This is a genomic window from Hydrogenophaga sp. YM1, assembly GCF_016903055.1.
GTDB lineage: Bacteria > Pseudomonadota > Gammaproteobacteria > Burkholderiales > Burkholderiaceae_C > Hydrogenophaga > Hydrogenophaga borbori.
The window spans coordinates 2431467-2446002 of the sequence record NZ_CP070223.1 but is presented as its reverse complement, the minus strand read 5'-3'; the positions used below and the strand labels follow the sequence as shown (position 1 = coordinate 2446002).

12 protein-coding genes are annotated in these 14536 nt (G+C 71.6%); 3 read left to right on the top strand and 9 right to left on the bottom strand.

Annotation, left to right across the window (positions count from 1 at the left end; genetic code table 11):
• Positions 1–3: 3 nt before the first annotated feature.
• Positions 4–5022, top strand: a complete 5019-nt coding sequence (locus tag JNX00_RS11410) for a glycosyltransferase (protein WP_204742338.1) — start codon at positions 4–6, stop codon at positions 5020–5022.
• 61 nt (positions 5023–5083) lie between these two features.
• Positions 5084–5932, top strand: coding sequence for a class I SAM-dependent methyltransferase (locus tag JNX00_RS11405; RefSeq protein WP_204742337.1), 849 nt, complete (start codon positions 5084–5086; stop codon positions 5930–5932).
• Here JNX00_RS11405 and JNX00_RS11400 read toward each other — a convergent pair.
• The 9 genes from JNX00_RS11400 to JNX00_RS11360 form a co-directional block, all read right to left on the bottom strand.
• The gene (locus JNX00_RS11400; protein WP_070398561.1) at positions 5910–6851 is read right to left on the bottom strand and encodes a class I SAM-dependent methyltransferase; all 942 of its coding nucleotides are present in this window, start codon (positions 6849–6851) and stop codon (positions 5910–5912) included. The genes JNX00_RS11405 and JNX00_RS11400 overlap by 23 nt on opposite strands.
• Positions 6852–6915: 64 nt before the next feature.
• Entirely contained in the window at positions 6916–7590 is a 675-nt protein-coding gene (locus JNX00_RS11395) for a class I SAM-dependent methyltransferase (protein ID WP_070398562.1), read from the bottom strand.
• Positions 7591–7627: 37 nt separating this feature from the next.
• Positions 7628–8596, bottom strand: a complete 969-nt coding sequence (locus JNX00_RS11390) for a Gfo/Idh/MocA family oxidoreductase (RefSeq protein WP_070398563.1) — start codon at positions 8594–8596, stop codon at positions 7628–7630.
• Positions 8597–9451, bottom strand: coding sequence for a class III extradiol dioxygenase subunit beta (locus tag JNX00_RS11385; RefSeq protein WP_070398564.1), 855 nt, complete (start codon positions 9449–9451; stop codon positions 8597–8599).
• Position 9452: 1 nt separating this feature from the next.
• Positions 9453–9887 carry a protocatechuate 4,5-dioxygenase subunit alpha gene (gene ligA / locus JNX00_RS11380; protein ID WP_070398565.1) on the bottom strand — a complete coding sequence of 145 codons (435 nt, stop codon included), beginning with the start codon at positions 9885–9887 and terminating at the stop codon, positions 9453–9455.
• Position 9888: 1 nt separating this feature from the next.
• Positions 9889–10821, bottom strand: a complete 933-nt coding sequence (locus JNX00_RS11375; RefSeq protein ID WP_070398566.1) for an amidohydrolase family protein — start codon at positions 10819–10821, stop codon at positions 9889–9891.
• A gap of 117 nt (positions 10822–10938) precedes the next feature.
• Complete coding sequence (ligK, locus tag JNX00_RS11370) at positions 10939–11622, bottom strand: 4-carboxy-4-hydroxy-2-oxoadipate aldolase/oxaloacetate decarboxylase (protein WP_070398567.1); 684 nt, start codon at positions 11620–11622, stop codon at positions 10939–10941.
• A gap of 29 nt (positions 11623–11651) precedes the next feature.
• On the bottom strand, positions 11652–12686 hold the full coding sequence (locus JNX00_RS11365) for an amidohydrolase family protein (protein ID WP_070398568.1): 1035 nt from the start codon (positions 12684–12686) through the stop codon (positions 11652–11654).
• A 40-nt stretch (positions 12687–12726) separates the two neighbouring features.
• Positions 12727–13413, bottom strand: coding sequence for a substrate-binding domain-containing protein (locus tag JNX00_RS11360; protein WP_204742336.1), 687 nt, complete (start codon positions 13411–13413; stop codon positions 12727–12729).
• Positions 13414–13537: 124 nt separating this feature from the next.
• Here JNX00_RS11360 and JNX00_RS11355 point away from each other — a divergent pair, with 124 nt between their 5' ends.
• A complete protein-coding gene (locus JNX00_RS11355) occupies positions 13538–14443 on the top strand; it encodes a LysR substrate-binding domain-containing protein (RefSeq protein WP_204742335.1) in 906 nt (301 codons plus the stop codon).
• Positions 14444–14536 lie beyond the last annotated feature (93 nt).

Here is a 14536-nt window from a genome sequence, read left to right as displayed (position 1 = left end):
GGCGTGAGCGGCCAGGAACCGGACGACGCCCCCGCCGAGGCCGCGCGGTACTGGCAACAGGGCCTGCAGCACCAGCGGCACGGCGAGCTGGCGCGGGCCGCCGAGGCGCTGCGCATGGCCTGCCTGCTCGATCCCTCGCGGCATGAGGCCGTCTTCACGCTGGCCTGGGTGCTGCACGACCTGGACCAGCTGCCCGAGGCCGTGGCCTGGGCCGAGCGCGCCCTGCAGGCCGAACGCCAGCCGGGGCGGCTGCTGCAGTTGGCCTGGCTGCGCCAAAAGAGCGGTGATCCCGCCGCCGCGCTGGACCTGTACGAAGAAGCCATCGCCGCCTACGCCTGGGCCGCGCCCGAGCAGGTGCGCCTGCACCTGCACCGCGCCCAGTGCCTGGCCGCGCTCGGCCAACCCCTGCGCGCCGCCGCGTGCCTGGCCGAGGGCCTGGAGCGCTGGCCCGCCCACCCCGAACTGCTGGACGCCCTGATCGAATGGGAATGCCGGCACGGCCACCTGGAACGCGCCATCGCCCTGGCGCGCCAGCGGGTGGACGCCGCGCCGGACGATGCCGCCGCCTGGCACCTGCTGGGCGCGCTGCAACAGCGCGCCGGCGACCTGAGCGGCGCCGACACCAGCTTCAACGAAGTGCAGCAGCGCGACATGGACCGCTGGGACGCGCTGCTGCGGCGGGCCCAGATTCAATTGCACTGGCAACGCCCGCTGGACGCCGAGTGGCTGCTGATGCAGGTGCTGGCGCGCCAGCCCCATTGCCTGCCCGCGCAAGCGCTGCTGGGTCAGGCGCAGCTCGATCTGGGCCAGCGGGACGCAGCCCGCCGCCATCTGCTGCAGGCCTTGCGCGCCCAGCCGCGCCACCCCGACGCCTGGCAGGTGCTCGCGCGAGTGCACGCGCAGCGCGGCCGCTGGGCGCTGGCGCGCCGCTGCCTGGCCCGCGCCGACCGCGCCGGCGCCGACGCGGTCGATGTGCTGCGCCAGCTCGCCTGGCTCGCCAAGGACCAGGGCGATCTGCCCACCGCCGCGGGCGCCGTGCGCGAGCTGCTGCGCCGCCGCCCCGAAGACCTCGCGGTGCGCGTGCAGGCCGCCTTCGTGCTCGCGGCCGCGCAAGACCTCGCGGCGGCCGAGCAGCAGGCCGAGGCCGCCGTCGCGCAGGACCCGGCCTTCGCGCCGGCCTGGCGCGCGCTGGCGCAGGTGCGCTGCCAGCAGCGGCGCCTGGACGAGGCCCAGTCCGCCGCCGAAACCGCCCTGGCGCTGGCGCCCGCCGACCCCGCCACGCTGCGCCAGTTCGGCTGGATCCTGCTCGACGCGCAGCGCTTCGGCGCGGCGCGGCTGGCTTTCCTGCACGCCGGCGAACTCGACCCGCAGAACCCGGTGCCGCTGCGCGAGCTGGCCGAGGCCTGTCTGCGCTCGGGCGAGTTCGCGCTGGGCCGGCGGACCGTGGAGCGGCTGCAGTCCTTGCGCCCCGGCGAAACGCCGGCGCGCTTGCTGCTCGCGCGCCTGCTCAGCGAAGACCCCCGCTCTACCGCCACCGACCACCGCCAGGCCGTGGCCCTGTGCCGCGAACTCATCGGTGCCCGCGAGCGCGCCAGCGACGCGGCGCGCTCGCTGCTGCGCCTGCACGCCTTGGGCGTGGAAGAAGCGGCGCCGGTGCTGGCGCTGCTGCCACGCGGCGACCGCCGCGCCGCGCTGCGCGAGGCCTTGGCCGAGGCCTCCCACCGCCACGGCCACGGCGCGCTGCTGCGCCTGGCCCAGTGGGCCGAGGCGGACTGTCCCGACGACCTCTGGCTCGGCAGCGCCGCGCTGTACGCGCGTTCGCTCAGCGAGCGGTCCACGGCGCAGGGGCTGGCCCTGGCCTCACGCCACGCCTACCGCGCGCTCAAGCTGCGCGCGGGCCTGGACCGCCAGGCCCCCGGTGCGCCCGCGCGCCGGCCCGGATCACGGCCCCGCATCGCCTACCTCGCGGGCCAAGGGCACGAGCGGCTGCTGCGCCGTGTGCTGGCGAGCCACGAGGCGCAGGCCGCCGAGGTCCATGTCTTCACGAACCGACCGATGGCCGGGTTGCCGGCCCACATCCACCAGCGGGCCCTGGACCCGGCCGAACTGGCGCGCCGCTGCGCCGCGCTGCGCATCGACGTGCTGATCGACGCCGGCGGACTGCACCCCTTCGAAGGCCAGTTCGAGGTCCTTCAGGCCCTGGCGCGGCGACCCGCGCCGCTGCAGATCGGCTGGCTGGGCTGCTGGGGCACGTCCGGCGGCCTGTTCGACGCCCTGCTGTGCGACGCCGCCTCGGTGCCACCCGCGCACGAAGCGCTGCACGAGGAAGCCTTGTGGCGCCTGGACGGCGGCCAGTGGTGCTGGGACCCGCCGCTGCACGCGCCCCCGCCGCTGACTCTGCCCATGCAGGCCACCGGTGCGCCCACCTTCGGGGTGCTCGCGCGCGGCCTGCGGATCAACGAGGCCAGCCTGCGGGCCTGGGCCCGCGTCCTGCTGGCCACGCCAGGGGCCAGCCTGCGCTTCATCGGCGAACTCGCACTCGATTGGCCGCAGCGCGCCCAGGTGTTGCGCACTCTGGACGCGCACGGCGTGGCGACCACGCGCGTGGCCTTCGACCCGCCCTGCGCCTACGAAGACCTGCTGCGCTGGTGCCAGCGGATCGACCTGGTGCTCGACAGCTTCCCCGGCAACGGGGGCCTAAGCCTGCTGGACCCGCTCTGGATGGGCGTGCCCGTGCTCACGCTGAGCGGCGCCTGGGCCGGCGCCCGCCAGGGCCATTCGCTGCTGGCCGCCCTGGGCCTGCAGGACTGGGTGGCCGACACGCCCGAGGCCTTCGTCGCCACCGCCGCGGCCCTGGCCCAGGACCCCGACGCGCTGGCCCAGCACCGCGCCAGCCTGCGCCAGCGCCTTCTGGACTCGCCGCTCTGCGACGGTCGCCGCGTGGCCCGGCAGATCGAAGCCCTCTGCCAGCAAGCGGTCGACAGCGCCGACCCCGCCGAGTTCGGCGCCGACCCCAAGGCCCGCCAGCGCGCCCAGGCGCGCCGCGCGCTGCGCGCCTGGCTGGACCGCCCCACGCGGCTGGCGCTGCCGCCGGCCGATGGCGACACGCCGCCCGATCTGTCGGTCATCGTCGTGCTCTACAACCAGGCCGGACTCACCCGCCGCACCCTGCAGGCGCTGGCCGATGAGCGCGGCCTGCGCTTCGAGACCATCGTCATCGACAACGCGTCCGGCGACGAGACGGCCGAGCTGCTCGCGCGCGTCTCGGGCGCGCGCGTGGTGGTCAATGAACAGAACCTGGGCTTCCTGCGCGCCGCGAACCAGGGCGCGGCCCTGGCGCGCGGGCGCCACCTGCTGTTCCTCAACAACGACGCCATCGTGCAAGCCGGCAGCCTGCGGGCCGCCGTGCGCCGCCTCGACGCCGAGCCCGCGATCGGCGCCCTGGGCGGGCGCATCGTGCTCAGCGCCGGCGGGCTGCAGGAGGTGGGCAACGTCCTCTTTCGCGACGGCAGCGCCCACGGCGTGGGGCGCGGCGAAGACCCCTTCTGCCCGGCCGCCATGTGCAGCCGCGCCACCGACTACGTCTCCGGCGTCTTCCTGGCCGTGCCGGCGCCGCTGTGGCGCATGCTGGGCGGCTTCGACGAGGCCTTCGCCCCCGCCTACTACGAAGACAGCGACTTCTGCCTGCGCGTGTGGCGCGCGGGCTTTCGCGTGGTGGTCGACCCCGACGTGCTGGTCGAGCACCTGGAATGGGGCAGTGCGCCCGGTGACGAAGCCGAACGCCGCATGCGCGAGAACCGCGCGCGCTTCCAGGCCCGCCACGCGGACTGGCTGCGCGGCCAGCCCCACCCGCACACGCCACGCCTGGACGGCGACCGCTGGCGCTCGCCCGAGGACCATCCGCGCCGCCCGCGCGTGCTCATCATCGACAACGAGGTGCCGCACATGCACAAGGGCGGCGGCCTGCCGCGCGCGCGCCTCATGCTGCAGGCCCTGCGCGACTGGCCCGTGAGCTTCTTCCCGCTCTGGCAGACCGAGGACGACTGGCGCGACATCCAGGCCTCGCTGCCCAGCAGCGTGGAAGTGGTGCTGGGCCACGGCATGGCGCGGCTGGAGGCCTTCCTGGAACGCCGCCGCGGCGTCTACGACGTGCTGCTGGTGAGCCGCCCACCCAACCTGAAGGCGCTGCAGCCGCTGCGCGCGCGCCGGCCCGAACTCTTCGCCGGCATGCGCCTGGTCTACGACGCCGAGGCCCTGTTCGCGCTGCGCGAGATCGCCGAGGCGGCGGTGCGCGGCCAGCCCATGCCCCGCGCGGCCGCGCAGGCGCACCTGGCGCGCGAGATCGCCCTGGCGCGCGGCGCCAGCGAGGTGCTGGTGGTCTCCGAGCGCGACGCCGCGTGTTTTGCCGCCGCCGGCCACCGCGTCAGCCTGCTGAGCCACGGCATGGCGGTGCGCCGTGAGGTGCCCGGCCCGGCCACGCGCCAGGGCCTGCTCTTCGTGGGCGCGCTGCACCCCGACACGCCCAATGAGGACGGCTTGCTCTGGTTCATCGAGCAGGTGATGCCGCGGCTGCGCGAGCGACTGCCGCAGCCGCCCGTGCTGTCCGTGGTCGGCGTCAACCGCTCGCCCCGGCTGACGCGCCTGGCCAGCGAACACGTGCGCCTGCTGGGTCCGCAAGAGGCGCTGGCGCCGCACTACGACGGCGCGCGGGTTTTCATCGCGCCGGTGCGCTTCGCCGGTGGCGTGCCGGCCAAGGTCATCGAGGCCGCGGCCCAGGGCATCCCGGTCGTGGCCTCGGCACTGCTGGTGCGCCAGCTCGGCTGGATCGCCGGCCGCGATATCCAGTCCGCGCGCGACGCCGAGGCCTTCGCCGCCGGCGTCCTGCGTCTGCTGCGCGACGACGCCCTGTGGCAGCGCCAGCAGGCGGCCGCTTGGCAACGCTGCGCCGAGCGCTACGCGCCCGAGCGCTTCGCCCAGGTCCTGCGCCAGGCGCTGCGGGGCCGTCCCGAGGGGCCGGCATGAGCGCCGCCGCGCCGATCCCAAGGCGTTCAGCCCTGCCGTGCGCCGCGCGGAGGGCCATCCCATGAGCGCTGCTGTGCACCCGCTCGAAACCGCGGCGCTGCGCCGCTGGCGCCGCCTGCGTGCCGAAGGCCGCGGCGCCGACGCCGATGCCGTGCTGTGGGACGCGCTGGCCCAGGAGCCCAACCTGCCCGGCGTGCACGTGGCCCTGGCGCACCAGCGCTGGCCGGGCCCCGACTACCGGCACTGGCTGGCCTGGTTCCACGCCCACCTGAAACCGCGCCTCTACCTGGAGATCGGCGTCGAGTTCGGCCACACCCTGAGGCTGGCGCGGCCGGGGACCCAGGCCACCGGCGTCGACCCCGCGCCGCGCGGCGACCCGCTGAGCGGCTGCGAGGCGCCCACGCGCCTGTTCCCCTGCACCAGCGCCGCGTTCTTCGCCGAGCTGGGCGCGGACGATCCGCTGGCCGCACAGGGCTTCGACCTCGCGTTCATCGACGGCGACCACGCCTTCGACGCGGTGCTGGACGACTTCATCGGCGCCGAACGCCTGGCCGCGCCGGGCGCCGTGCTGCTGCTGCACGACACCGTGCCGCTGACGGCCGCGACGGCGGGCCGCGAGCGGCGCACGGGCTTTCACACGGGAGACGGCTGGAAGATCGTGCCCTGCCTGCGCGCCCTGCGGCCCGATCTGCGCGTCGTGACCCTGTCCACGGCGCCCACCGGCCTCACGGTGGTGACGGGCCTGGACCCATCGTCCACGCGGCTGCCGGAGCGGCGCCAGGCCATCCGCGAGAGCTACGCCGCCCTGCCCCCCGAAGCTGTGGTGGCCGAGCCCGGGCGCGTGCTGGCGCTGGGCCCCAACGACCCGGTGTGGCTGGCGCGCTGGCTCAGCGCGGCCGGCGCGCGATGACGCAGCCGAAGCAGGGGTCAAGCTGGCCGCTGCGCAAGAGCTCCTCTTCGGCCTCCAGCAGGGCATCGAGGTAAGGCGCCTCGGCATCGCCGAGGAAGTTCTGCGCGATGTCGCTCAGCAGCACGTGCAGCAACGCACCGCCGTAGGGGCGCCAGGCCAGGCGCTCGAAATGGCCCGACAGCAGCGGCAGCAGCTCGGAGGAACGCACCGCCTCGCTCGCGTCCACCGCGATCACCTCCTGCGGCGTGGGCCGGCGCGCGTGGGCCTTGAGGCGGCCGTCCAGCGTCGTGCGCAGGCGCGGCGGCAGCAGCTCCAGCAAAGTATTGAGGTGGCGCACATGGCCTGGCGACCATTGGAAGCGGTCCGGGCCGACGTACTCGTCGAGAAAGAACCAGCCCCCGGGGGGCAGCAGCGTCGCCACGTCCGCGTACAGGCGCTCGATCGCGCTGCAGTGGTGCACCGCGGCCACGCCGAGCACGGCGTCGAAGCTGCCGGGCTCGAAGCCGGGTGCGCCGACGGGCAGCTGGTTCATGTCGGCCTGGAGGTAGTCGATCGCCAGGCCCTGGGCCTGGGCGGCCTCGCGCGCGCGCTCCAGCACCCGGCTGGACAGGTCCAGCGCCACCGCGGACTCGGCCCAGCCGGCGCTCACGGTCTCGCGTTCGACGTGGCCCTCGCCGCAGGCCAGCACCAGCACGCGGCGCAGCGGCAGCGGGCGCTCGGCGGCGACCCGCTGGAAGAACCACTGCAGCGGGTGCACCGCCGGGTCCCCCGACACCGCCTGGGCGATGCGGGCCTTGACGGTGGACAGATGGGTCCACTGCAGTCCGTGCTCGGTCCAGCTCGCGGGGTCGCCCCAGGCCGCGTCCAGCTGGGCCACGGTGCGCGGATCGAATCGGGCAGAAGGGTCGGCGTGCGGCATGGGCGGTGGTGGGGCGGTCGCGGTGCGGGTCTCATTGTGGCCTCGGCGGGCCGGCTCGAACGCTTCAGTCCAGGCCCTTGGGGTGGCCGGTCAGGCGGCGCAGGCGTGCGCCGTCCTCCGGGTGCTCGTGGGGGCACAGGATGCCCTCCTCGCCGTGGCGGCGGCCATTCATGTAGCGGTCCAGGCGGTCGAGCATGCGCCGCGGGTGGCGCGCCACCTGGGCCTCGTCCTTCACGAAGACGGCCACGAAATCGCTCCACACGTCGAGCTTCTGGTAGGCCGTGAACGACTCCAGCAAGGCCGGCCGGTACCCCGAGCGCACGGCCCAGCGCACCAGCGCCACGCCGGCGTCGGGATAGAAGCGCCAGCAGTCCACCGGGTAGCGGTGGAAGTCGCCGTTGGAGGGCGCGTTCAGGTAGAAGAGCCCCGACGGCTTGAGCACGCGCAGGATCTCGTTGAAGCTGAGCCAGAACATCTCGACGTGTTCGAAGCACGAGCTGCTGACCACGGCGTCGATGCTCTGGTCGGCGAAGGGCAGCCGGTAGGGGTCGTCGAGCACCACGTCGACGCCGCGACCGGGCGCGAAGTCCACGCCGATGTAGCGGCAGGCGGCGGGTGCCCGCGCGCGCAGCGAGCCGTTCACGTCCTGGGCGCCGATGTCCAGGACCGTGAGCGCCTCGCCCGCGTTCAGGTAGGTGTCGAAAAAGAGGCCGCCGTTGTCAAGGGCACTGGGATGCATGCCCCGATCCTAGCGGCCTGCGCAGAAGCGGCCGGGCTCAGCCCTGGGCGTTGAGCTTTTGCTCCAGGTCGTGCAGCACCTGGTAGCAGGCGAAGACGCGGCCCACGCTGGCGTTGGGTTCGCGGCCTTCGCGGATGGCGGCGAAGAACTCGCGGTCCTGCAGCTCGATGCCATTCATGCTCACGTCCACCTTGGACACGTCGATCTTCTCGTCCTTGCCGTTGAACAGGTCGTCGTAGCGCGCGATGTAGGTCGCCGTGTCGCCGATGTAGCGGAAGAAGGTGCCCAGCGGGCCGTCGTTGTTGAACGAGAGCGAGAGCGTGCAGATGGCGCCGTTGGCGGCCTTGAGCTGGATGCTCATGTCCATGGCGATGCCCAGCACCGGGTGGATCGGGCCCTGGATCGCGTGGGCCAGCACGATGGGGCTGTTGGCCTGGTAGGCGAACAGGTCCACGGTGTGCGCGGCGTGGTGCCACAGCAGGTGGTCGGTCCAGCTGCGGGCCTGGCCCAGCGCGTTGGTGTTGGTGCGGCGGAAGAAATAGGTCTGCACATCCATCTGCTGGATGTTGAACTCGCCGGCCTGGATCTTCTGGTGCACGAACTGGTGGCTGGGGTTGAAGCGGCGGGTGTGGCCGCACATGGCCACCAGGCCGGTCTGCTTCTGCAGGTCCACCACGGCCTGCGCGCCCTTGAGGCTGTCGGCCAGGGGAATCTCCACCTGCACGTGTTTGCCGGCCTTCAGGCAGGCCAGGCTCTGCTCGGCGTGCATCTGCGTGGGCGTGCACAGGATGACGGCGTCCAGCTCCTGGATGGCCAGCGACTCGTTCAGGTCGGTGGTGACGTGGCCGATGCCGTACTTGCTGGCGACTTCCTGGGTCTTGTCGAGCTCGCGCCCGATCAGCGAGATGACCTCGACACCGGCGATGTTCTTGATGCCGTCCAGGTGCTTGACGCCGAAGGCGCCGGCGCCGGCCAGCGCCACTTTGATGGTCTTGTTGGTGCTCATTTATTGGTTCTCCAGGATCAGGTGGCCCACGGCGGTGTTGCTCGCGGGCACGTGGAAGAAGCGGTGCGCCACCTTCGGGCGCGGCCCGCCGGCGGCGTCGGCCATGGCGCCGCGCGCGATCAGCCACATCACGAGTTCGATGCCCTCGCTGCCGGCCTCGCGCACGTAGTCGATGTGCGGGATCGCGGCCGCCGCCTCGGGGTCGGTCTCAAGCAGGTCGAGGAAGCGGTTGTCGAAGTCCTTGTTGATGAGGCCGGCGCGCGGGCCCTGCAGCTGGTGGCTCATGCCGCCCGTGCCCCAGATGTGCACGTTCAGGTCTTCGTCGTAGCTCTCCACCGCCTTGCGGATGGCCTTGCCCAGGTTGTAGCAGCGCTGGCCGCTGGGCACGGGGTACTGCACCACGTTCACCGCGAAGGGGATCACCGGGCAGGGCCAGGCCTGGGGCTGGCCGCACATCAGCGACAGCGGCACGGTCAGGCCGTGGTCCACGTCCATCTTGTTGACGATGGTGAGGTCGAAGTCCTGCTGGATCACGCTCTGCGCGATGTGCGCGGCCAGCTCGGGGTGGCCCTTGACCACGGGCACCGGGCGCGGGCCCCAGCCCTCGTCGGCGGGCTGGAACTCGGCGGCCGTACCAATGGCGAAGGTGGGGATGAAGTCCAGGCTGAAGGCGGTGGCGTGGTCGTTGTAGACCAGGAACACCACGTCGGGCTTGTTGTCTTTCATCCACTGCTTGGAGAACTCGTAGCCCTTGAAGAGCGGCTGCCAGTACGGCTCGCCGGTCTTGCCCAGGTCCATGGCCGCGCCGATGGCGGGCACGTGCGAGGTGTAGACGGATGCGGTGATGCGTGCCATATCAATGTTTCCCTTGCGAACCCTGGGGCTGGCGGTGCGCCTGCGCGTCGCCGTCCTCGCCGATGCGGCGGTTGCCTTCGACCGAGCGGCCGCCGCCGATCATCATGTTGCGGTACTCCTCCTCGGTCATGCCGGTCATGGAGCCCGCCATCTGCTGGAAGCTCTTGCCGTCGGTGGCGCCGATCTTGGCCAGGAAGTAGATGTTGCCGCCCAGGCGGATGCACCAGTTGAGGTCGCGCGCCAGCACGGCCTGCTTCTGCTCTTCCGTCATGGCCCACTCGTCGAGGTAGGCGCGCTCGTCCTTCTTGAAACGCTCGCGGTTCTCGGCCTTCATCAGGCTCATGCAGAACTGGTTGAGCCAGTAGCCCTTGCGGCTCTGCTCGGCGTCGAAGATGGTCGTGCCGGGCACGTCCTTGTAGGGTTTGTCGAGAGCCATGTCAGACCTCCTCGGGCCAGTAGAGGCGCATCGGGTTGTCGACCAGCAGCTTCTTCTGCAGCTCGGCCGTCGTGGCGATGTGCGGGATGAAATCGACCAGCAGGCCGTCGTCGGGCATGTGGTCCTTGAGGTTGGGGTGCGGCCAGTCGGTGCCCCACAGCACGCGGTCGGGGAAGCTCTCGACAACCTGGCGCGCGAAGGGCACCACGTCGCGGTAGGCGGCCTGCTCACCGTTCAGGGCCTTGGGGCCGCCCAGGCTGAGGCGCTCGGGGCAGCTCACCTTGCTCCAGACGTTCTCATGCTCGCGCATGAACTTCAGGAAGAGCTGGAACTCGGGGCCGTCGATGGGTTTGCTCACGTCGGGGCGGCCCATGTGGTCCACCACCACGGTGGTGGGCAGCGCGGTGAAAAAGTCCCACAGCTCCGGCAGGTCCACGGCCTCGAAGTAGATGACCACGTGCCAGCCCAGGGCCTTGATGCGGCCGGCGATCTCCATCAGCTCGTCCTTGGGCGTGAAGTCCACCAGGCGCTTGACGAAGTTGAAGCGCACGCCGCGCACGCCGCTGGCGTGCAGGTCCTGCAGCTCCTGGTCGGTGACGCTGCGCTTGACCGTGGCCACGCCGCGCGCCTTGCCGCCGCTGCTGCGGCAGGCGTCGGCCATGGCGCGGTTGTCGGCGCCGTGGCAGGTGGCCTGCACGATCACGTTGCGCGAGAAGCCCAGGTGGTCGCGCAGGGCGAACAGCTGCTGCTTGCTGGCGTCGCAGGGCGTGTACTTGCGCTCGGGCGCGTAAGGGAATTCGGCGCCGGGGCCGAACACGTGGCAATGCGCGTCCACGCTGCCCGGGGGCAGCTGGAAGCGGGGCTTGCTCGGGCCGTCGAACCAGTCGAGCCAGCCGGCGGTCTTGGTGAAGTCTCCTGATGTCGGTTTGGTCATTCGCAAAGTCCTACGCGTGAGGTGAAGCTGGCGAGAACACCGCGGGACCGGCTTTGCCGGACCGCAGCTGTGCCCCCTGGAGGGGATCGCGCGAAGCGCGGCGGGGGTGCTCCTTGTTCAGTCGATGTATTTCAAGCCGGCGGCGGCCAGCGGCTCGCGCATCTTGTACATGTCCAGGCCGAGCACGCCGCTGGCGAGCTTGTCGCGCTTCTCGCCTTCGAAGCTCTCGCGCTTGCGGGCGGCGGCCAGCGTCTCGGTCGCGCGCGCGGCGGGCACGCAGACCACGCCGTCGTCGTCGGCCACGATCACGTCGCCCGGCGTGACCAGCATGCCGGCGCAGACGATGGGGATATTCACCGAGCCCAGGGTGGCCTTGATCGTGCCCTTGCTGCTGATGGCCTTGCTCCAGACCGGGAAGTTCATTTCCTTCAGGGTCTTGACGTCGCGCACGCCGGCATCGATCACCAGGGCGCGCGCGCCGCGGGCCTGGAAGCTGGTGGCCAGCAGGTCGCCGAAGTAGCCGTCGGTGCATTCGGCGGTGACGGCGGCGACCACGATGTCGCCCGGCTGAATCTGCTCGGCGGCGACGTGCATCATCCAGTTGTCGCCCGGCTGCAGCAGCACGGTGACGGCGGTGCCGCTGACCTGCACGCCGGTCTGGATCGGGCGCATGTAGGGTTTGAGCAGGCCGACGCGGCCCATGGCCTCGTGCACGGTGGCCGAGCCCAGCGCGGCCAGGCCATCGGCGGCTTCCTTGTCGGCGCGTTGGATGTTGCGGTAGACGACGCCCAGTTCGTACATGTTTGTGCTCCTCTTTCGGTATCGGTGGTTTACAGGCCCTTGGCCTTCAGGCGCGCGTCCAGGCGCGGGAACACGCGGCGCACGTTGCCTTCGTAGATCGCGTGCTTGTCCTCGGCGGACAGGATCTTCGAGGCCTCGATGTAGCGCTTGGTGTCGTCGTAGTAATGGCCCGTGGTCGGGTCCACGCCGCGCACCGCGCCGATCATCTCCGAAGCGAACAGCACGTTCTTGACCGGGATCACGGTGTTGAGCAGGTCGATGCCGGGCTGGTGGTACACACAGGTGTCGAAGAACACGTTGTTCATCAGGTGGGTGTCCAGCAGCGGCTTCTTCATCTCCTGCGCCAGACCGCGGAAACGGCCCCAGTGGTAGGGCACCGCGCCGCCGCCGTGCGGGATCAGGAACTTCAGCGTCGGGAAGTCCTTGAACAGGTCGCCCTGGATGAGCTGCATGAAGGCCGTGGTGTCGGCGTTGAGGTAGTGCGCGCCGGTGGTGTGGAAGCAGGCGTTGCAGCTCGTGCTCACGTGGATCATGGCCGGCAGGTCGTACTCGACCATCTTTTCGTATATGGGGTACCAGTGCCTGTCGGTCAGCGGCGGGCTGGTCCAGTGGCCACCGGAGGGATCGGGGTTGAGGTTGATGCCGACCGCGCCGTATTCCTTGACGCACTTCTCCAGCTCGGGGATGCAGGTGGCCGGGTCCACGCCAGGGCTTTGCGGCAGCATGGCCACGGGCACGAAGTGCTCGGGGAACAGCGTGGAGACGCGGTAGCAGAGCTCGTTGCAGATCGCGGCCCAGGTGCTGGACACGCCGAAATCGCCGATGTGGTGGGCCATGAAGCTGGCGCGCGGGCTGAACAGCGTGATGTCGCTGCCACGCTCCTTCATGAGCTTGAGCTGGTTGGTCTCGATGGACTCGCGCAGCTCGTCGTCGCTGATCTTCAGGTCGGCGACCTTGGGCATCTGGGCCGGGTCCTTGATGCCCGCGATCTGGGCGTTGCGCCAGTTCTCCAGCGCCTTGGGTGCCGTGGTGTAGTGGCCGTGGCAGTCGATGATCAGGGACATGTGGGGGGCTCCTCTCGGGTGTTCTGGGGATTCAAAAAAATCAGGCGGGCGACATGCCCTGGCGCCGCTTGGCCTCGGCCGCGTCGGGCGAGGTCATGAAGGCCAGCAGCGCGCGCACCGCTTCGGCGCGCGGCGCGTTCACCGGGATGCCGGCGCTGAAGACGGTGACGATCTGGATCGGTTCGGGCAGGCCGCCGACGATGGCGATGCCCGGCACGTGCAGCAGCTCGCTGAGCTGCTGGAAACCCAGCGCCACCTCGCCCTTGGCCACCAGCGAGGCCACCGGCACGCCGGGCGGCGCCTGCACGGTCTTGGCGGCCATGGCCTCGGCGATGCCCCAGCGCTCGAAGAGCTTCTGCAAGGCCACGCCGCTGGGGCCGGTGGAGTAGCTGATCTTGTCCGCCGCCAGCAGCGCGGCCTGCACCGACGCCTCGCTCGACAGGTCGGGCGCTGGCGCGCCGTCGCGCACGCAGGCGGCCACGCCGCTGCGCACCAGGTCCACGCGGCCCGCTTGCAGGTGGCCGGCGGCGATGAGCTTGTCGATGGCGTCCGAGGCCAGGATCACCACGTCGAAGGCCTCGCCGGCCACCACGCGCTTGGCCGCGTCCACGCCGCCCACCGACTCGATGGCCACGGCCTGTCCGGTGCGCGCCGTGTAGGCACCGGTGAGTTCGGCCAGTACCTGGCGGGTGGCCATGGAAGAAATGCCGGTCAGGGGGGCGTTCATGGGCGTCCAGAAGAAAGACGGTCATTGTCGGCAGCCTGGCGCTGTACGAAAACCCATACAACCGGCTAGCAGCTAGAACAAAATCACATACCTGCTGTCCAACGCCGATTCGGCCTTTCCCCCCATGGACCTCAAGCAACTCGAATACTTCGTGCGCGTGGCCGAGCTCGGCAGCTTCACGCGCGCCGCCATCGCGCTGGACGTCGCGCAGCCCGCCCTGTCGCGCCAGGTGCGGCTGCTCGAAGTGGAGCTGCGCCAGAACCTGCTGGTGCGCAACGGCCGCGGCGCCACGCCCACCGAGGCCGGCAAGCTGCTGCTGGCGCACGGGCGCGGCATCCTGCACCAGGTGGAGCGCGCGCGAGAGGAACTGGGCCGCGTGCGCGGCGCGCTGGCCGGAAGGGTGGCCATCGGGCTGCCGCCGACGCTGGCGCGCACGCTGTCGGTGCCGCTCACGCGGGCCTTCCGCCAGCAGTTGCCCGAGGCCTCGCTGTCCATCACCGAGGGCCTGTCGGCCACCATGCAGGAATGGCTGCTCACCGGCCGGCTGGACATCGCCGTGCTCTACAACGCCCAGCCGGTGCCGGAATTGGAGATCCAGCCCCTGGCCGAAGAGGACCTGTGGCTGGTGCAGCCGCGCCCGCCCGGTCTGCCGGAAGACCCGCCGCCCTCGCCCATCGCGCTGCGCGACCTGGCCGATCTGCCGCTGATCATCCCCAGCCGGCCCAACGCGGTGCGCATGCAGCTGGAGCACGAGCTCGCGGCCATCGGCCTGCGCCCGAAGGTGGCGCTGGAGATCGATGGCGTCTCGGCCATCCTGGACCTGGTGGCCGACGGCGCGGGCGCCGCCCTGCTCTCGCGCAACGCCGTGGCCAGCTCGATCCGGCCCTCGGCCTACCGGCTGCGCGGCATCGATCCGCCCCTGCGCACGCGCCTGAGCCTGGCCACCAGCGCGCAGCGACCGACCACGCTCACGCAGCAGTCCACGCTGGAATTGATCCGCGAGACGCTGGCGGCCACGGCGCCGCGCTGAGGCGCGGATCGGTCCGACGTCTGGGGCCCGTGGACCGGCCCCCTCCCGCAAGATGCAGATGACCAGGCAGGCCATCGACCACATGGACGGGTC

Bases quoted from the DNA above. Each gene is read 5' to 3' on its own strand.
- JNX00_RS11405 (WP_204742337.1), top strand. From the start codon at position 5,084: ATGAGCGCTGCTGTGCACCCGCTCGAAACCGCGGCGCTGCGCCGCTGG.
- JNX00_RS11400 (WP_070398561.1), bottom strand. From the start codon at position 6,851: ATGCCGCACGCCGACCCTTCTGCCCGATTCGATCCGCGCACCGTGGCC.
- JNX00_RS11395 (WP_070398562.1), bottom strand. From the start codon at position 7,590: ATGCATCCCAGTGCCCTTGACAACGGCGGCCTCTTTTTCGACACCTAC.
- JNX00_RS11390 (WP_070398563.1), bottom strand. From the start codon at position 8,596: ATGAGCACCAACAAGACCATCAAAGTGGCGCTGGCCGGCGCCGGCGCC.
- JNX00_RS11385 (WP_070398564.1), bottom strand. From the start codon at position 9,451: ATGGCACGCATCACCGCATCCGTCTACACCTCGCACGTGCCCGCCATC.
- ligA (WP_070398565.1), bottom strand. From the start codon at position 9,887: ATGGCTCTCGACAAACCCTACAAGGACGTGCCCGGCACGACCATCTTC.
- JNX00_RS11375 (WP_070398566.1), bottom strand. From the start codon at position 10,821: ATGACCAAACCGACATCAGGAGACTTCACCAAGACCGCCGGCTGGCTC.
- ligK (WP_070398567.1), bottom strand. From the start codon at position 11,622: ATGTACGAACTGGGCGTCGTCTACCGCAACATCCAACGCGCCGACAAG.
- JNX00_RS11365 (WP_070398568.1), bottom strand. From the start codon at position 12,686: ATGTCCCTGATCATCGACTGCCACGGCCACTACACCACGGCACCCAAG.
- JNX00_RS11360 (WP_204742336.1), bottom strand. From the start codon at position 13,413: ATGAACGCCCCCCTGACCGGCATTTCTTCCATGGCCACCCGCCAGGTA.
- JNX00_RS11355 (WP_204742335.1), top strand. From the start codon at position 13,538: ATGGACCTCAAGCAACTCGAATACTTCGTGCGCGTGGCCGAGCTCGGC.